Below are 17,707 nucleotides of genomic sequence, written 5' to 3'. Positions count from 1 at the left end.
GATGGAAGCGGAAGACCCTATCCTCTGGGTCTACGTCACCGCGGCCGATGCGGAGGAAGCCCGCCGCATCGGCCGGACGCTGGTGGAGGAGCGCCTGGCCGCCTGCGCCAACCTCCTCCCCGGCCATGTCGCCATCTACCGCTGGGAAGGCGAGGTGAAGGAAGACCCCGAGTCAGCCTTCATTCTCAAGACCACCGCCAGCCGCTTCGAGGCGCTGCGCGCCCGCATCCGCCACCTCCACAGCTACGACCTGCCCGCCATTCTCGCCTTGCCGGCCACCACGGGCGATGCCGACTTCTTCGCCTGGATCAGGCAGCAGGCGGCCGGCTGAGCCTCAAAGCCGCCCCAGCAACTCCGTCTTCTTCGCCTGGAATTCCGCTTCGGTCAGCACACCCTGCCGATGCAGCTCCGCCAGCCGCCGGATCAGCAGGATCGGATCGCCCCCGGCCGATGCGGCGGGCGAAGCCTCCGCCGGCGCCGGACCGAGGGAAGGGCCCTGGCCAGGGGACGGAGCCAGGCCGAACGCCGGGGCAGGGACCTTGTCGCCTCCTACCTCCCGCAGGCCCTCCAGCCTGACCTCCCCCCTGTCGCCGCTAAAGGCCAGCACCTGCCCCGAGCCCTGCTGCTGCGACACCCCGCTGATCCGGTGCTCCCCGGTATCGAAGAGCCGCACCCGCCCCTCCTGCCGCACCGCCAGCCGCCGCGCCGCCGGGAAGAGGGCATAGCCCATCCCGTTCTGCGTCCCGCTCGCCGCCGGGCTGCCCAATTCCCCTGGCCACCACCTGCCCTGCACATCCGCCGGCGCTGCCGCCTCGGTAAAGACTGCCTCCGCCCCCCGCAGCACCGCCGCCAGGTCCCGGCACAGCGCATCCACCCGCGCCTTGAGCGCTTGGTTGAACATGTCGCCGACCATCACCATCCCGCCCTGCGACCACTGCCCCATGCCGCCCAGGTCCGGATGGCTGAACTGCGCCATGGTCCCGCCGCCCGCCGCCAGCGCATGCAGCAGCACCAGCGCCGCCTCCTGGCCGACGCCATGCCGCGCCGCGATCGCCGCCACCTGCCGCTCCCCGGCCCCGGTCAATTCCCGCATCGCCATCGCTCCATCCATGGCCCCGAGCCCTGCCAGAACCTTTCCCCGGCGAACAGTCACGTCCCAGCGGCGTTACGACCCTGATCCCCCCGGAGTGCCGCATGCCCCGCTGGACCCGCCTCGCCGACCCCGCCACCGATGCCGAGCTGCTCCCCGCCTGGTTCGTCCAGCGCATGCTCGGCGCGACGAAGGGCCATTTCGGCCTGCTGCTGACGACCGGCGACGTGCTGCGCGTGGCCGGCCTCCGCGCCGCCCATATCGCCGAGGACGGCACCATCCTGCTCGACCTGTTGCTCGACCATGCCGGCGTGCCGAGCCTCGCCGATGTCGCCTGGCAGTCGAAGCACTATCTTGGCGCCCCGGTCCCCGGCGCGGTGGAGGCGACGGTGAACCTCTCCCAGGTCGTCTGCGCCGTCGAGTTCACCGCCGAATCCACCCTCTCCGACAAGGTGGTCGAGCTGCGCCAGGCCGCCGAGGAAGTCGTCGAGCGCCAGGAAGTCGCATGAAGGCGGCGGGGCAGGGGTGCCGAGCCATCCTTGCTCTTCGCCAACTGTTTCCGTTATGTTCCGAATTGCCGAAGGCCGCAGCCGCAGCCAGTGGCCGGGAGGCGCCTAAAACCCTCAAATCTTAAAAATCTACCAAGGATGAATGCTGCAAGATCAACCGCTTGCGCTGCTATCCTCACCCATGACACCCGTCGATTTGAAGCGGCTTAAAGCCCTTCAACCCGGCACCAGCACCATCGCCGCCGCCTGCGCCGCAATCCCTTCCCCCCGCCCGGTGAAGCCGAGCCGCTCGGTCGTCGTCGCCTTCACGCCGACGATCCCTGGATCGACGCGCATGAGCTCCGCCAGCCGCGCCTGCATCGCCTCGCGATGCGGCCCGATCTTTGGCCGCTCGCAGAGGATCGTCACATCCACATTGGCGATGACGCCGCCCCGCGCCGCCACCCGCCCCGCGGCATGGCGGAGGAATTGCGCGCTGTCCGCGTCCTTCCACCGCATCTCGGAGGGCGGGAACCACCGCCCGATATCGCCCTCTGCCAGCGCCCCATAGATCGCGTCGCACAAGGCATGGATGCCGACATCCGCATCCGAATGCCCCTCCAGCCCGAACTCACAGGGCACGACCACGCCGCAGAGCACCATCTTCCGCCCCACTTCGGTCCGGTGCACGTCGAAACCGGTGCCGACCCGCGGCACCAGCCGCGCCTGCACCTGGCCCGCTACCCGCTCCAGATCCTCGGGGAAGGTGATCTTCACATTCGTCTCCGATCCCGCCACCAGCACCACCCTCTCGCCCGCGATCTCCAGCAGCTGCGCATCGTCCGTCGCCTCGCCACCCGCCGCCCGATGTGCCGCTAGCAAGGCCCCGAACCGGAACCCCTGCGGCGTCTGCGCCCGATACAGCCCCGCCCGCGCCACCGTCTCGAGGATGACGGCGCCGTCGCCCCGCTTCAGCGTATCCGCCACCGGCTGGGCCGGAATCGCCCCCGGCGCACTCTTCAATGCCTCAAGAACGGAAGGAATGGTCCCCCTCGGCACCACCGGCCGCGCCGCGTCATGCACCAGCACCACCTCGGGCCCCCGTCCGGCCAGCGCCTCCAGCCCGGCGCGGACGCTCGCCTGCCGCGTCGCCCCGCCTACCACCGCGGGCAGCACCGGCAACCCGTCGAGCAGCGCCGCGATTCGCGCCTCCTCCCCGGCGGCACAGACCGGCAGCAGGATATCGACCAGCCCCTCCGCCAGCAGCGCCTCCGCGGCATGGCGGATGACGGGGCGCCCCAGCAAGGGCAGATATTGCTTGGGCGCGGCGGCGCCGAAGCGCGTGCCGCTGCCGGCGGTCATCAGGAGGGCGGCGATGCTCATCGCCCGCTTCTAGCCCATAACGCTGTCGCGGCAAAAATTGGTACGTTTCTCGGCGAAGTGCCCCGGCAGGCGTTGCCGAAACAGGGCAGTTCCCCTAGTTTGCCCAAATCATGAGCATGACCATGCCCGACTCCCAGGCCCATTCGGCGGCGAATGCCCCTGAATCGGGCGGTTTGCCCCCCATCATGGTGGGTGATGTCCGCATCGACACGCCCATTTACCTCGCCCCCATGTCCGGCGTGACGGACCTGCCCTTCCGCCGCCTCGCCCGCCGCCTCGGCACGGGCATGGTGGTGAGTGAGATGATCGCCTCCCAGGCCATGGTCCGGGAGAACCGGCAGACGCTGAAGATGGCCGAGGTGGATGGCTTCGGCGCCCCCTCCGCCGTCCAGCTGGCCGGCTGCGAGCCCTCGGTCATGGCCGAGGCCGCCCGCCTCGCCGCCGACCGCGGCGCCGCCATCATCGACATCAATTTCGGCTGCCCGGTGAAGAAGGTCGCGCTCGGCCAGCAGGCCGGCAGCGCCCTGATGCGCGACGAGACCCGCGCCGCCGCCATCCTCGAGGCGGTGGTGAAGGCGGTCACGGTCCCCGTCACCCTCAAGATGCGCATGGGCTGGGACCACAGCTCGCTCAATGCTCCGAAGCTCGCCCGCATCGCCGAGGCCTGCGGCATCCGGCTGGTGACCATCCACGGCCGCACCCGCCAGATGCTCTACACCGGCAAAGCTGACTGGGCTTTCATCCGCGGGGTGAAGGAGGCCGTCTCCATCCCCGTCCTTGCCAATGGCGACATCCTGACCCCCGAGCACGCCGCCGAGGCCCTCCGCCTCTCCGGCGCCGATGGGGTGATGATCGGCCGCGGCTGCTATGGCCGCCCCTGGCTCCCCCGTCAGGTGGCCGAGTACCTCCGCACCGGCGAGACGCCGGCCGAGCCCAGCCTCGCCGAGCAGCTCGCCATCCTCCTGGAGCATTACGCGGACATGCTCTCGCACCATGGCACCCAGACCGGCCTCCGCCTCGCCCGCAAGCACATCGCCTGGTATTCCAAGGGCCTGCCGGGCTCGGCCGATTTCCGCTCGCAGGTCAACCAGGTGGAGACAGCGGAGGAGGTGATCCGGCTGATCGAGGGCTTCTACCAGCCCCTGCTCGATCTCGGGCTGGAGGCCGCCCGCGCCCGCTTCCACGCCCAGGGCCAAGGCGACGGCACGGAGCGGATCGCCGCATGAACAGCCTCGCCACCCGCGCCCGGGTCATGCCCCTGCCGGCCCGCAGCACACCGCTGCCGGACTCTGCCGCCATCCTCGCCGCCTTGCCGATGCCGGCCGTGGTGATCGATGCCGAGGACCGCTTCCGCTACGCCAACCCGGCGGCCGAGCTGTTCTTTCAGCTCTCCTTCGGCTCGCTCGCCGTGCTCCGCCTCGGCGACCTGCTGCCGCCCGACAGCCGGCTCTTCGCCCTGCTCGCCCAGGTCCGCCAGCATGAGGCGCCGGTCTCCGACCACGATCTGACGCTTGACAGCCCCCGCCTCAACCGCCGCGGCGTCGCCGCCCATGGCGCCCCGCTGCCGGAGATGCCCGGCGCCGTCGTCCTGACCCTGCAGGACGGCTCGACCGCACAGATGATGAACCGCCAGCTGAACTTCCTGGGCGCCGCCCGCGGCGCCTCCGCCATGGCGGAGATGCTCGCCCATGAGGTGAAGAACCCGCTGTCGGGCATCCGCGGCGCCGCGCAGCTCCTCGAACAGGGCGCCTCCGAGCCCGACCGCGAGCTCTGCCTGCTCATCCAGGACGAGGCCGACCGAATCCGCAACCTGGTCGACCGGATGGACATGTTCTCCGACCACCCTGTGGAGCTGGCCCCGGTCAACATCCATCAGGTGCTCGACCATGTGCGGCGCGTGGCGCAGACGGGCTTCGCTGCGCATCTCCGTATCGTCGAGGATTACGACCCCTCGCTGCCCCCGGTTTGGGGCAACCGCGACCAGCTCGTGCAGATCCTGCTGAACCTCGTCAAGAACGCCGCAGAGGCGGTCGACCCGCTTGGGGGTGAGATCATTCTCGCCACCGCCTATCACCACGGCGTCCGCATCGCCGTCCCCGGCAGCAAAGAGCGCGTGCATGTGCCGCTCCAGGTCATCGTGCGCGATAACGGCCCGGGTATCCCAGAGGCCGTCCGCGCCACGCTCTTCGAGCCCTTCGTCACCACCAAGCGGGGCGGGCAGGGGCTCGGCCTCGCGCTGGTAGCCAAGCTGGTCGCCGACCAGGGCGGGCTGATCGAATGCGACAGCCGCCCCGGCCGCACCATCTTCCGCCTTTCGCTGGCCATGCCGCCGGCGGGGCCGCGCCCCGATGCCAAGCAGATGGATCGTTCATGAGCGACAGCCGCACCATTCTCATCGCCGATGACGACCGGGCGATCCGCACGGTGCTCAGCCAGGCGCTCGGCCGCTCGGGCTACCAGGTGCGCGCCACCTCCTCCGCCTCCACGCTCTGGCGCTGGGTCGAGGACGGCGAGGGCGACCTCGTCATCACCGATGTGGTGATGCCGGACGAGAACGGCCTCGACCTCGTCCCCCGCATCAAGCGCATCCGCCCCGAGATGCGCGTCGTGGTGATGTCGGCCCAATCGACCTTCATGACGGCGCTGAAGGCCGCCCAGCGCGGCGCCTTCGAATACCTCCCCAAGCCCTTCGACCTGAAGGAGCTGCTGGCGGTGGTCGAGCGCGCGCTCGCCGCCCCCCAGGCCCCCGAGCCCGCCGAGGCGGAGGAGCCGGAGGAGCGCCTGCCCCTGGTCGGCCGCAGCCCGGCCATGCAGGAGATCTACCGCACCGTCGCCCGGCTCACGACGACGGACCTGACGGTGATGATCACCGGCGAATCGGGCACCGGCAAGGAGCTGGTCGCCCGCGCCCTGCACGATTACGGCCGCCGGCGAGGCGGGCCCTTCGTCGCCATCAACATGGCGGCCATCCCGCGCGAGCTGATTGAGAGCGAGCTCTTCGGCCATGAGCGCGGCGCCTTCACCGGCGCGCTGAACCGCGGCATCGGCCGCTTCGAGCAAGCCGCCGGCGGCACCCTCTTCCTCGACGAGATCGGCGACATGCCGCCCGAGGCGCAGACCCGCCTGCTGCGCGTGCTGCAGGAGGGCGAGTTCACCACCGTCGGCGGCCGCAACCCGATCAAGGCGAATGTCCGCATCGTCGCCGCCACCCATCGCGACCTGCGCCAGTCCATCCGCCAGGGGTTGTTCCGCGAGGACCTGTTCTACCGCCTCAACGTCGTCCCCATCCGCCTGCCGCCCTTGCGCGAGCGGATGGAGGACATCCCGCTGCTCGCCCGCCACTTCCTCGAGCGCGCCCGCGCCTCCGGCCTGCCGCTGAAGCAGCTGAGCAGCGAGGCGGTGGACCGGCTGAAGGGTCATGCCTGGCCCGGCAATGCCCGCGAGCTCGAAAACCTGATGCGCCGCCTCGCCGCCCTCTACCCGCAGGAGACGATAGACGGCGAGGCCGTCAACGCCGAGCTGTCCGAGGCGGAGCCACCCGCCGAAACCGGCCTCCGCCGCCCGGAGACGCTGGAACAGGCCGTCGAGCGCCACCTGAAGGCTTTCGTCGCTGCCCATAAGGACGGGCTGCCGGTGCGCGACCTCTATGACCGGGTGCTGGCCGAGGTGGAGCGGCCCCTGCTCCGCCTCGTCCTCGGCGCCACGCGCGGCAACCAGATCAAGGCGGCGGCGATGCTCGGCCTCAACCGCAACACCCTGCGGAAGAAGATTCGCGAGCTCGACCTGCCCGTGGTGCGCGGGCTCGGCTGATGGCTGCCGGCGAGCCGCGCCAGCGCGGCCTGCCCCGCCGCATCGCGGATGTGCTGCTGGGCCGGGGGATGACCCTCGGCCTTGCGGTCAGCGCCCTGCTGCTCGGCGTGGCCACCTTCTCCGTGCTGTCGGATGGCAGCCCGCTCGGCCCGACCAAGCCCGGCGCCGTGGTCGGGCTGGTGCTGGTCAACGCGGCGGTGCTGCTGCTGCTGATGGCCTCCCTGGCCGGGCGGCTGGTCCGCGTCTGGGCGGAGCGGCGCCGGGGCTCGGCCGGCTCGCGCCTGCATGTGCGGCTGGTGCTGCTCTTCGGCGTCGTCGCCGTGGTGCCGGCGATGCTGGTCGCCGCCTTCGCCGCCCTCTTCTTCAACCTCGGCATCGAGACCTGGTTCAGCGACCGGGTGCGGACGGCGCTGGAGGCGAGCCTCCAGGCCAGCCGCGGCTACCTCGAGGAGCACCGCAACACCATCCGCGGCGATGCGCTGGCGATGGCGGCCGACCTCTCCCGCGCCCGCGTCCTGCTGCCCGACAACGGCCTCGCCTTCGCCCGCGTCCTGGCGACCCATACCGCGCTACGGAACCTGACCGAGGCCGTGGTCTTCGACCCGGCGACCCAGCAGGTCGTCGCCCATGCCGGCTATACGACGAGCTTCACCCTCGACCCGCCGCCCGAGGATGCCATCGCCCAGGCGAGGCTCGGCGACGTCGCGGTGCTGCCGGCCGAGGACCGGGTACGGGCCGTGGTCGCGCTCGATTTCGGCCAGGGTTGGATGCTGCTGATTGGCCGGCCGCTCGATGCCACGGTGCTGGCGCACCAGCGCTCGGTCGAGAAGGCGGTCGCGGAATATGTCGAGCTCGACAGCAACCGCTCCGGCCTCCAGATCACCTTCGTCATGATCTTCGCCATCGCTGCGCTGCTGGTGCTGCTCGCGGCAGTGCTGATCGGGCTGGTGCTCGCCAACCAGCTGGCCCGGCCGATCGGGCGGCTGATCGTCGCCGCCGAGCGGGTGAGGGGGGGCGACCTCGCCACCCGTGTCGAGGAGGGCGCAGCCGACGAGGAGATCGCCAGCCTCGCCCGCGCGTTCAACCGCATGACTAACCAGCTCGCGGCGCAGCGCTCGGAACTGCTCCAGGCCTATCGCCAGATCGACGACCGGCGCCGCTTCACCGAGACGGTGCTGGCCGGCGTCTCGGCCGGCGTCATCGGCCTCGAGACGGATGGGCGCATCAACCTGCCGAACCGAAGGGCGAGCGAGCTGCTCGGCATCGAGCTCGACGCCGCCATCGGCCGGCCGATGGCCGAGGTTGTGCCGGAATTCGCGCCCCTGCTCGCCGGCGGCGCCGAGCGCACCGCCGAGATCCGCATCGGGCCCCCGAGCAACCGCCGCACCCTGCTCGCCCAGATCGGCGAGGAACGGCAGGCGGGTGGGCAGGGGGAGATCGCCGGCTTCGTCCTCACCTTCGACGACATCACCGAGCTGCTCTCGGCCCAGCGCAAGGCGGCCTGGGCCGATGTCGCGCGGCGCATCGCCCACGAGATCAAGAATCCGCTGACCCCGATCCAGCTCTCGGCCGAGCGGCTGAAGCGGCGCTACCTCAAGCAGATCAGCAACGACCCGGAGACCTTCGTTGCCTGCACCGATACGATCGTCCGCCAAGTCGGCGATATCGGTCGGATGGTGGACGAGTTCTCCGCCTTCGCCCGCATGCCCCAGCCGGTGATCCGGCCGGAGGATCTCTCCCAGGTGCTGCGCGAGGCGCTGGTGCTGCAACGGGACGCGCATCCCAGCATCCGCTACGAGGTCCAGCTGCCCGAGGGGCTGCGCGGTCCGCTGGTCGCCTGCGACCGCCGCCTGCTCGGTCAGGCGCTGACTAACTTACTGATGAACGCCGCCGACGCCGTCACCATGCGCGCCCAGGCCGAGCGGGACGCAGGCCACGACCCTGGCCAAGTCTTCGGACACATCACCGTGCGCATAGAGCAGGGCGAGGAAAGTGTCGCCATCGCGATCGAGGACGACGGAGTCGGTCTGCCCCAGGGGGACGAGCGGGACCGCCTGACCGAGCCTTATGTGACTCACAAACCGAAAGGAACCGGTCTCGGCCTTGCCATCGTGAAGAAGATCATGGAGGACCATGGAGGCAGGCTGGGGTTGGAGGACCGTCCCCGCGAGGCCGGCTCGGGACGCGGTGGTGCCCGGGCCGTTCTCACCCTGCCGTGGCGACCCGGGGCCGACCGCATGGCGGAGCGCCCGGCCGGCACGGAGACCGAGACGACTGAACCCTGGCCGGATGGCAGCATGAGGCGCGCGCATGGCGCATGAAATCCTGATCGTGGATGACGAGCCGGACATCCGGGCGCTGATCGAGGGCATCCTCTCGGACGAAGGCTACGAGACGCGGCAGGCGGCGAATTCCGACCAGGCGCTGGCGGCCTTCAAGCACCGCCGGCCGTCCATGGTGGTGCTCGACATCTGGCTGCAGAATTCGAAGCTGGACGGGCTCGGGATCCTGGCGGAGCTCCACAAGGAGGAGCCGCAGGTCCCGGTCGTCATGATCTCCGGCCATGGGACGATCGAGACGGCGGTCCGGGCGATCCAGCAGGGCGCCTACGATTTCATCGAGAAGCCCTTCAACTCCGACCGGCTGCTGCTGGTGGTCGCCCGCGCGCTGGAGGCGGCCCGGCTCCGGCGAGAGAATTCCGAGCTGCGGCTGCGCGCCGGGCCGGAGACGGAGCTGGTCGGCAGCTCGGCCAGCCTCGCCCAGCTCCGCGCCGCGATCGAGCGGGTGGCGCCCACCGGCAGCCGGGTGCTCATCGCCGGCCCGGCCGGGGCCGGGAAGGAGGTGGTGGCGCGGATGATCCATGCCCGCTCCCGCCGCGCCGACGGGCCCTTCGTTGCGCTCAACTGCGCCACGTTGAACCCCGCCCGCTTCGAGGAGGAGCTGTTCGGCATGGAGGCCGGTGCCGATGCCCAGGCCTCGCCGCGCCGCGCCGGCGTGTTGGAACGCGCCCATAACGGCACGCTCCTGTTGGACGAGGTGGCCGACATGCCGCTCGAGACCCAGGGCAAGATCGTCCGGGCGCTGCAGGAGCAGGGCTTCGAGCGCATCGGCGGCGCGACCCGGGTGAAGGTCGATGTCCGCGTCATCGCCACCACCAACCGCGACCTCCAGGGCGAGATCGCGGCCGGCCGCTTCCGCGAGGATCTCTACTACCGCCTGGCCGTGGTGCCGCTGCGCATCCCGGCGCTGCGCGAGCGACGGGAGGACGTGCCGGCGCTGGCCCGCCACTTCATGACCCGCTCCGGGGCCACCTCCGGCATGCCGCCGCGCGAGCTGGCCGAGGATGCCATGGCCGCGCTCCAGGCCTACGACTGGCCGGGCAATGTCCGGCAGCTGCGCAACCTGATCGACTGGCTGCTCATCATGGCACCGGGCGAGGCGCGCGAGCCGATCCGGGCCGAGATGCTGCCGCCCGAGGTGGGCTCGGCGGCGCCGGCCATGCTGAAGCTCGACCGCAGCTCCGAGATCATGACGCTTCCGCTGCGCGAGGCGCGCGAGCTGTTCGAGAAGCAGTATCTGGAAGCCCAGCTGCTCCGCTTCGGCGGCAATATCAGCCGCACCGCCAATTTCGTCGGCATGGAGCGGAGCGCCCTGCACCGGAAGCTGAAATTCCTCGGCGTCCATGCCGAGGACCGGGTGCCGGCCGGGCCGGCCCTGTGACATCCTGCCGGAACGGTTAGCCGGGGTCCTTCATGTCGCGCATCGCTTACGTCAACGGCCGCTATGTCGATCAGCGGCTGGCCGAGGTGAATATCGAGGACCGGGGCTACCAGTTCGGCGACGGCATCTACGAGGTGGTCCACCTTCATGCCGGCCGCTTCATTGACGAGGAGCGCCACCTCGCCCGGCTGGTGCGCTCGCTCGGCGAGATCCAGCTGCCGATGCCGATGAGCCTCCCAGCCCTCCGCCATGTCCTCGCCGAGGTCGCCCGTCGCAACCGGGTCACGGAGGGGCTGCTCTACATGCAGGTGACGCGCGGCGTGGCCCGGCGCGACCATGCCTTCCCGAGGCAACCGGTGCCGCCGGCACTGGTGGTCACGGTGAAGCGCATCGCCCCCTATCCGGCCAGCGTCGATGGCTGGGGCGCCAAGGCCATCACCCTTCCGGACCTGCGCTGGGCGCGGCGCGACATCAAGTCGATCAACCTGCTACCCAACTGCCTGGCCCGCCAGGCGGCGCGGGAGCAGGGAGCGATCGAGGCCATTCTCTACGACGAGACGACAGGGATGGTGACCGAGGGTGCCGCCACCACCTTCTGGATCGTCAATGCCGAGGGCGCCATCGTCACCCGGCAGCTTGACCATATCATCCTCCCCGGCTGCACCCGCGCCGCGCTGATGGTCGAGATGCAGGCAGCGGGGCTGCGCTTCGAGGAGCGGGAATTCAGCCTGGAGGAGGCGAGGGGAGCCCGCGAGACCTTCCTGACCTCGGCGACCTCCTTCGTGAAGCCGATCCTCGCGCTCGACGGCAAGCCGGTTGGCGACGGCAAGGTCGGGCCGGTGGTGCGGCGCCTCTTCGATCTCTTCGCTCGGCATGTGAAGGGCGATCTGAGGAACGCGGCGTGACGCGGCCACAGGGAATCCTCTGGGATTGGGACAATACCCTCGTCGATGGCTGGCTCGCCATCGCCGCCGGGCTGAACGCCGCCTTCGCCCGCTTCGGCCTGCCGCAATGGACGCTGGAGGAGGTGAAGGGCCGCGTTCGCCGCTCGCTGCGCGAGACCTTCCCCGAGATGTTCGGCGCGCACTGGGAGGAGGCGAGGGACGTCTTCTATGCCGAGGTCCGCGCCCGCCACCTCGCCGTGCTGACGCCGATGCCGGGCGCCGGCGAGGCGGTATCCGCCATTGCAGGGCTCGGCCTGCCGCAGGGCGTCATCAGCAACAAGCAGGGGCCCTTGCTGCGGGCCGAGGCGGCGCATCTCGGCTGGGCGCCGCGGTTCCGCATCCTGGTCGGTGCCGGCGACGCGGCGGTGGACAAGCCCGACCCGACGCCCTTCCGCATGGCGCTGCCGGCACTCGGCCTGCCGGCCGGCGCGGTCTGGTATGTCGGCGACACCGCCCTCGACATGGAGGCGGCGCGCCGGGCCGGCTGCACCGCCGTGCTGCTCGGCAACGCGGCGCATGACGGCGGGCCGGAGGCCGCTGCGCCGGACCTTGCCTTTCCGGACGCGATGGCGCTCACTGCCTATCTGCGAGGCGATCGCCGGGGCTGATGCCCGGGGCGGCGGCAGGCCCGGCCGTCATGCGTGGATGCGAGGGCAGGGCTGCCTTGCAAACAGCGGCCCGAGGATGGATGGTGCGGCCTCCGGCGGGGCGACCCGTCTCGGGCGCGCCGCCGATCAGAGTGGCCGTCAAAAACAAGAAGGACCCTGCCGTGGCAGCCGAGAAGTCCCAGAACGTGCAGGACGTGTTCCTGAACCACGTTCGCAAGAGCAAGACCCCCGTCACGATCTTCCTCGTGAATGGCGTCAAACTTCAGGGAATTATTACCTGGTTCGATAACTTCTCTGTCCTTCTGCGGAGGGATGGGCATACCCAATTGGTCTACAAGCATGCGATCAGCACCGTGATGCCCGGCGCGCCGATCCAGCTCTTCGATGCCACCGCAGCCGCCCGTGAAGGCGCGACGGTGAGCCGAGAAGGCAACACCTTGACCATGAACCGTGAGGCCAATCCTGTCGGCGGAGATTGAACCGGGGCTTCCAGCCCCAGCAAACGACCGGGGCGACGGCACCGAGACCGGTCCCACCCGGGCCGCCGTCATCCTGCCCTATGAGCGACAGCCGCGCGGCCTCGGGCCGCAGCACGACACCGCGCCGCGGGCGGCGGAGGCCCGGCTGGCGGAGGCCGTGGGCCTCGCCGCCAGCATCGGCGTGACCATCGTCCACCAGGCGATCCACCCGCTGCGCGAGCGCCGCCCCAGCACCTATCTGGGCGAGGGCCAGGTCGCGGCGGCGCGGCAGGCGATCGACGACCAGCGCGTAGCGCTCGTCGTGGTCGATGCCGCGCTCTCGCCGGTGCAGCAGCGCAACCTCGAGCGCGAGTGGCGCTGCAAGGTCATCGACCGGACCGGGCTGATCCTCGAGATCTTCGGCGAGCGCGCCCGCACCAAGGAGGGCGCGCTGCAGGTCGAGCTTGCGCATCTCGACTACCAGCGCACCCGCCTCGTCCGGTCCTGGACCCATCTGGAGCGGCAGCGGGGCGGCTTCGGCTTCCTCGGCGGCCCCGGCGAGTCGCAGATCGAGATCGACCGGCGGCTCATCACCGACCGGATGGTGAAGCTGAAAAAGGAGCTGGAGCAGGTGCGCCGCACCCGCGGCCTGCACCGGCGCCAGCGCGAGAAGGTGCCCTACCCGGTCATCGCCCTCGTCGGCTACACCAATGCCGGCAAGAGCACGCTGTTCAACGCGCTGACCGGCGCCGGCGTCTACGCCCAGGACCAGCTCTTCGCCACGCTCGACCCGACCATGCGCGGCATCCGCCTGCCCTCCGGCCGGCGGGCCATCCTGTCGGATACCGTCGGCTTCATCTCGGAACTGCCGACCCAGCTGGTCGAAGCCTTCCGCGCGACGCTGGAGGAGGTGGCCGCGGCCGATATCATCCTCCACGTCCGTGACGTCGCTCATCCCGACACCGCGGCGCAGCGGGCCGACGTGCTCTCCGTACTGGAGGAGATGGCGGTCGGCGCCAATGCCCCACTTGACGAGGGATGGCAGCGTCGGGTGCTGGAGGTGCTGAACAAGGCCGACCTGCTTGGCGGAGTCGGTTCCGTGCCCGGCGGCTCGGCCGATGGCGCCGTCGCCGTCTCCGCGCTGACCGGGGAGGGGCTGCCCCAGCTCCTCGAGGCGCTCGATGCCCGGCTCTCCGCGAATATGGAGACGGTGCGTTATGCCATCCCCTCGGGGGACGGGGCGCGCCTCGCCTGGCTCTACCGCCATGGCGAGGTGATCGAGCGCGCCGATACCGAAGTGGATGTCCAGGTGACCGTGCGCCTTTCGCCGACCGACCGCGCCCGCTTCGAGCAGCCCCCGCCGTGAGCGCACGGCTCGACGGCCGGGCCATGGCCGATGTCGCCGCCCTGCTCCGCCAGGCGACCCAGGCCGAGATCCTCCCGCGCTTCCGCCGCCTCGCGGCCGGCGCGGTACGGGCGAAGAGCGGGCCGCTCGACCTCGTCACCGATGCCGACGAGGCCGCCGAGCGGGTCATCGCCGCCGGTCTCCAGGCGCGCTTCCCCGGCTGCACCGTGGTCGGTGAGGAGGCGACGGCGGCCGACCCCGCCGTGCTCGGCCGGTTGGCCGGGGTGGACCTCGCCTTCGTCGTGGACCCGGTGGACGGCACCGCCAATTTCGCCGCCGGCCTGCCGGTCTTCGGCTGCATGACGGCCGCCATCATCCGCGGCGAGATCGTCGCCAGCTGGATTCATGACCCGCTCGGTGACGACACCGCCATGGCGCTGCGCGGGGAGGGCGCCTGGATCGAGGCGCCGGATGGCCACCGGGCCGCGCTCCAGGTGGCGGCACCGGCGCCGGTCGGGCGGATGGTCGCCGCGGTCTCCTGGGGCTACATGCCCGAGCCACTGAAGAGCCGCGTCGCCTCCCGCTTGCCGCGGCTGGCGGCGACGGTGAATTTCCGCTGCGCCGCGCATGAGTACCGGCTGGCGGCCGGCGGTCACGCCCATGCCCTTGTCTACAACAAGCTGATGCCCTGGGACCACGCGCCCGGCTGGCTGCTGCACCGCGAGGCGGGCGGCTATGCGGCGCGGTTCGACGGCTCGCCCTACGGACCGGAGACCATCACCGGCGGCCTGATCCTCGCCCCCGACCGGGCAAGCTGGGAAGCCCTGCGGGAGGCCTTGCTGGCTGACTAGCGCCGGCGCGGCCTGGTCTCCCGGCCGAAAACCGAGGAGAGCCTGCCATGTCCGATACCGCGCCCGCTTTGGTCATCCTGCCCCGCGCCCATGAGGTGGGCGGCTTCGAGGTCCGCCGGGCCCTGCCGGCCAGGGAGCGGCAGATGGTCGGGCCCTTCATCTTCTTTGACGAGATGGGACCTGGCGAATTCCTCGAGGGCACCGGGCTCGACGTGCGGCCGCATCCGCATATCGGCCTCTCCACCGTGACCTATCTCTTCGAGGGCTCGATCCAGCACCGCGACAGCCTCGGCTCCGACTTGGCGATCGTGCCGGGCGACGTGAACTGGATGACGGCGGGGAGGGGCATCACCCATTCCGAGCGCAGCAGCGCCGAGAGCCGGCAGGTGCGGCGGCGGATGGCCGGCATCCAGTCCTGGGTCGCACTGCCGAAGGAGGCCGAGGAGACCACGCCGGTTTTCGCTCATCACCCGGCGGCTACCCTGCCGCTGGCGGAGGAAGGTGGGCTGCGGCTCCGCCTGATCGCAGGCGAGGGCTGGGGAATGAAGGCCCCGGTCGCCGTTTCCTCGCCGCTCTTCTACGCCGATGCGGTGCTTGCGCCGGGAGCGGTGGTGCCGATGCCGGACGGCCATGAGGAGCGCGCCGCCTATGTGGTCGAGGGTGCGGTGACGGTCGGCGAGGACCGGCACGAAGCCGGCCGGATGTTGGTCTTCCACCCGCGCTCGGGCCTCGCGCTGCGCGCCGGGCCGGAGGGGGCGCGGCTATTGCTGCTCGGCGGGGCGGCGATGGACGGGCCGCGCTACGTTTTCTGGAATTTCGTCGCCTCGTCGCATGACCGCATCCAGCAGGCGAAGGAAGACTGGCGGGCCGGCCGATTCCCGAAGGTCCCTACCGACTCGGTCGAATTCATCCCCTTGCCGGAGACGGTGCGGGTGAGGGGCTAAGGCCTGCCCCGACCAGAGCATTTCTCGGTTGCGGCCACCTCAGGGGGTCGCTCCTTGGCGTTTTTGTTTAGTTCCTGAAAAGTTCTTCGCTACCTGAACGGACATCTCAAAGGCTTGCAAAACCTTGACTTTCTTATGTAAAGTTTTGACATTTTATTGTGAAAGGCTTTCCGACTGCGGCCGTTAACTGCCAAGGCCGGCTGTGAAGTCGTTTACAAGCCTTGTTTTTCCTCGGTTTTCACCGCCTGCCACTCGGCTTCCATCGCCTCAAGCGAGGCATCGGCCGGGGACAACCCGCGTTGTGCCAGCCTCGCCTCGACACCCTGAAAACGACGCTCGAACTTGGCATTGGCGCCGCGCAGGCATTCCTCCGGGTCGAGATCCAGCTTTCGCGCCAGGTTGGCGAGAACGAAAAGCAGGTCGCCTACCTCATCGGCAAGGCGCGCCGGGTCGGCGCCGGGCAGCTCGGCCCGCAACTCGGCCGCTTCCTCCTCGAGCTTGTCGAGCACCGCAGCGGCATCCGGCCAGTCGAAGCCGACCCGGGCGGCACGGCGGGTCAACTTGGCGGCCCGAGTCAGGGCAGGGAGGCCGGAAGGCACGCCCGCCAGCGTCCCGCTTTCGGCACGGGCGGCGCGCTCGGCAGCTTTCTGCACCTCCCAGGCGGCGGTCTGGGTGGCGGCGTCGCGGGCGGCGGCCTCGCCGAAGACATGCGGGTGCCGGCGGATCATCTTCTCGCTGATCGTCTCCGCCACATCGGCGAAGCCGAACCGACCGAGTTCCGAGGCCATCTGCGCGTGGTAGACGACCTGGAAGAGCAAGTCGCCCAACTCATCCTGCAGGGCCGAGAAGTCCGGCCCATGGCGGATGGCATCCGCCACCTCATAGGCTTCCTCGATCGTATAGGGCGCGATGCTGGAGAAGTCCTGGACCTGATCCCACGGGCAGCCATCCGGCGCCCGCAGCCGAGCCATGATGGCGAGGAGGCGGCCCAGGGCGGCTTCGGCGGCGGCATCAGGCTTCGGCTGGTCGGTCATGGCGCGGGCTCCTCAGTCGGTCGGAGGCTCCCGTCGCAGATGGGGGAAGGCCATGCAATGGCCGGTGGGCACGCAGGACAGGGTTTGTCCCAGGCTTTGTCCACAGCCACGATTGTTGTATAAGATATATTATGGAAAGAGAAGATCTGGGGATAAAGCTGTGGTTAAGCCTGTGGGCAGCGCGTTCGGCCAGTTGACCGTGTTTTCCGCGCAGCACGCTGTGGTGCCAATGCCTCAGTCCAGCGGGACTTCCAACACCAGCCCATCATGCGCCGGCTCGATATGCGGCGGCAGCTCCCGCTTCAGCGTCGCGTAGTCCATCGCTGTGCCCATATGCGTCAGCACCGTCCGCCGCGGCTTCAGCCGCTCCACCCATTCGAGCACCTGCGACAGGTTGGCGTGAACCTTGTGCGGCCCGCGCTGGAAGCAGCCAACCACCCAGGTATCCAGCCCCTCCAGCGCCGGCATGCTCTCCTCCGGCAGCATCACCACATCCGTCGAATAGGCGAAGCGGCCGATGCGGAGGCCGAGAGTGTCCATCACCCCATGGTCCTGGCGGAACACCTCCACCCTGAGGCCCGCCGCCTCGAAGCGCTCGCCATACTCCACCCGCCGACCTTCGAGCGCCGGCCGGTAGAAAAATGGCGGAGTCGGGCCAATGAAGGCGTAGTCGAAGCGGTCATCCAGCTTCTGCAGCGTCGTTCTTGTTCCGTACGCGTCGAGCGCCCGGCCGGTGATGCGGTTCACCTGCCGAAGATCGTCGATGCCGAGGCAGTGATCGGCATGGGCGTGGGTGAAGAGGATCGCATCCAGCCGCCCGGCGCCGACCGCCAATAGCTGCTGCCGCAGGTCCGGTCCGGCATCGATCAGCAGCCGCCCGCCAGCGGGCCCCTCGATCAGGGCGGAGGTGCGGGTGCGGCGGTTGCGTGGCTCGCTGGGGTCGCAATCGCCCCATTCGCCCCCCTCGCCCGCACCGCCGATCAGCGGCACCCCGCCGGAGCCGCCGCAGCCGAGGATGGTGACCCGCAGCAC

General features: G+C 70.2%; 17 protein-coding genes. 13 read left to right on the top strand and 4 right to left on the bottom strand.

Annotated features, from left to right (window positions below):
• The first annotated feature begins 1 nt into the window (after position 1).
• Positions 2-331, top strand: coding sequence for a divalent-cation tolerance protein CutA (cutA, locus tag EP26_RS02540; RefSeq protein ID WP_043335385.1), 330 nt, complete (start codon positions 2-4; stop codon positions 329-331).
• A 3-nt stretch (positions 332-334) separates the two neighbouring features.
• On the opposite strand, the gene EP26_RS02535 is transcribed toward cutA, so the two are convergent.
• Positions 335-1,093, bottom strand: a complete 759-nt coding sequence (locus tag EP26_RS02535) for an SHOCT domain-containing protein (protein ID WP_043335646.1) — start codon at positions 1,091-1,093, stop codon at positions 335-337.
• Positions 1,094-1,194: 101 nt separating this feature from the next.
• Here EP26_RS02535 and EP26_RS02530 point away from each other — a divergent pair, with 101 nt between their 5' ends.
• Positions 1,195-1,599 carry a hypothetical protein gene (locus tag EP26_RS02530; protein ID WP_043335384.1) on the top strand — a complete coding sequence of 135 codons (405 nt, stop codon included), beginning with the start codon at positions 1,195-1,197 and terminating at the stop codon, positions 1,597-1,599.
• Between the two features lie 216 nt (positions 1,600-1,815).
• Here the strand turns inward: EP26_RS02530 and EP26_RS02525 are convergent, their stop codons facing one another.
• Positions 1,816-2,961: a bifunctional 2-C-methyl-D-erythritol 4-phosphate cytidylyltransferase/2-C-methyl-D-erythritol 2,4-cyclodiphosphate synthase gene (locus EP26_RS02525; RefSeq protein WP_043335382.1), complete on the bottom strand. Its 1,146-nt coding sequence runs from the start codon at positions 2,959-2,961 to the stop codon at positions 1,816-1,818.
• A 122-nt stretch (positions 2,962-3,083) separates the two neighbouring features.
• Here EP26_RS02525 and dusB point away from each other — a divergent pair, with 122 nt between their 5' ends.
• The 11 genes from dusB to EP26_RS02470 all read left to right on the top strand — a co-directional run bounded on the left by dusB (position 3,084) and on the right by EP26_RS02470 (position 15,641).
• On the top strand, positions 3,084-4,187 hold the full coding sequence (gene dusB / locus EP26_RS02520) for a tRNA dihydrouridine synthase DusB (RefSeq protein ID WP_084112286.1): 1,104 nt from the start codon (positions 3,084-3,086) through the stop codon (positions 4,185-4,187).
• Complete coding sequence (locus EP26_RS02515) at positions 4,184-5,335, top strand: two-component system sensor histidine kinase NtrB (protein ID WP_043335380.1); 1,152 nt, start codon at positions 4,184-4,186, stop codon at positions 5,333-5,335. Before dusB ends, EP26_RS02515 begins: the two co-directional genes overlap by 4 nt.
• Entirely contained in the window at positions 5,332-6,771 is a 1,440-nt protein-coding gene (gene ntrC, locus EP26_RS02510; protein WP_043335378.1) for a nitrogen regulation protein NR(I), read from the top strand. Before EP26_RS02515 ends, ntrC begins: the two co-directional genes overlap by 4 nt.
• Positions 6,771-9,092, top strand: coding sequence for a sensor histidine kinase NtrY-like (locus tag EP26_RS02505; protein ID WP_084112274.1), 2,322 nt, complete (start codon positions 6,771-6,773; stop codon positions 9,090-9,092). Before ntrC ends, EP26_RS02505 begins: the two co-directional genes overlap by 1 nt.
• On the top strand, positions 9,082-10,491 hold the full coding sequence (gene ntrX, locus EP26_RS02500; RefSeq protein WP_043335376.1) for a nitrogen assimilation response regulator NtrX: 1,410 nt from the start codon (positions 9,082-9,084) through the stop codon (positions 10,489-10,491). Before EP26_RS02505 ends, ntrX begins: the two co-directional genes overlap by 11 nt.
• A gap of 32 nt (positions 10,492-10,523) precedes the next feature.
• Positions 10,524-11,396, top strand: a complete 873-nt coding sequence (locus EP26_RS02495) for a D-amino-acid transaminase (RefSeq protein ID WP_043335374.1) — start codon at positions 10,524-10,526, stop codon at positions 11,394-11,396.
• The gene (locus EP26_RS02490) at positions 11,393-12,043 is read left to right on the top strand and encodes an HAD family hydrolase (protein ID WP_043335371.1); all 651 of its coding nucleotides are present in this window, start codon (positions 11,393-11,395) and stop codon (positions 12,041-12,043) included. The genes EP26_RS02495 and EP26_RS02490 overlap by 4 nt, the downstream gene beginning before the upstream one ends.
• 161 nt (positions 12,044-12,204) lie before the next feature.
• On the top strand, positions 12,205-12,522 hold the full coding sequence (gene hfq / locus EP26_RS02485) for an RNA chaperone Hfq (protein ID WP_043335638.1): 318 nt from the start codon (positions 12,205-12,207) through the stop codon (positions 12,520-12,522).
• The gene (hflX, locus tag EP26_RS02480) at positions 12,518-13,867 is read left to right on the top strand and encodes a GTPase HflX (protein ID WP_052388739.1); all 1,350 of its coding nucleotides are present in this window, start codon (positions 12,518-12,520) and stop codon (positions 13,865-13,867) included. The genes hfq and hflX overlap by 5 nt, the downstream gene beginning before the upstream one ends.
• Before the next feature lie 23 nt (positions 13,868-13,890).
• Positions 13,891-14,697 (top strand): inositol monophosphatase family protein, encoded by an 807-nt coding sequence (locus EP26_RS02475; RefSeq protein WP_043335633.1) that lies wholly within the window; start codon positions 13,891-13,893, stop codon positions 14,695-14,697.
• A 47-nt stretch (positions 14,698-14,744) separates the two neighbouring features.
• On the top strand, positions 14,745-15,641 hold the full coding sequence (locus EP26_RS02470; protein WP_043335368.1) for a pirin family protein: 897 nt from the start codon (positions 14,745-14,747) through the stop codon (positions 15,639-15,641).
• A 212-nt stretch (positions 15,642-15,853) separates the two neighbouring features.
• On the opposite strand, the gene mazG is transcribed toward EP26_RS02470, so the two are convergent.
• Both mazG and EP26_RS02460 read right to left on the bottom strand, forming a co-directional pair.
• Positions 15,854-16,675: a nucleoside triphosphate pyrophosphohydrolase gene (gene mazG / locus EP26_RS02465; RefSeq protein WP_043335367.1), complete on the bottom strand. Its 822-nt coding sequence runs from the start codon at positions 16,673-16,675 to the stop codon at positions 15,854-15,856.
• A 234-nt stretch (positions 16,676-16,909) separates the two neighbouring features.
• Positions 16,910-17,704 (bottom strand): MBL fold metallo-hydrolase, encoded by a 795-nt coding sequence (locus EP26_RS02460; RefSeq protein WP_043335631.1) that lies wholly within the window; start codon positions 17,702-17,704, stop codon positions 16,910-16,912.
• Between the last annotated feature and the right edge of the window lie 3 nt (positions 17,705-17,707).

This window comes from Belnapia moabensis DSM 16746, from assembly GCF_000745835.1.
Taxonomy (GTDB): Bacteria; Pseudomonadota; Alphaproteobacteria; order Acetobacterales; family Acetobacteraceae; genus Belnapia; species Belnapia moabensis.
This window is presented reverse-complemented; position numbering and strand designations above follow the sequence as displayed.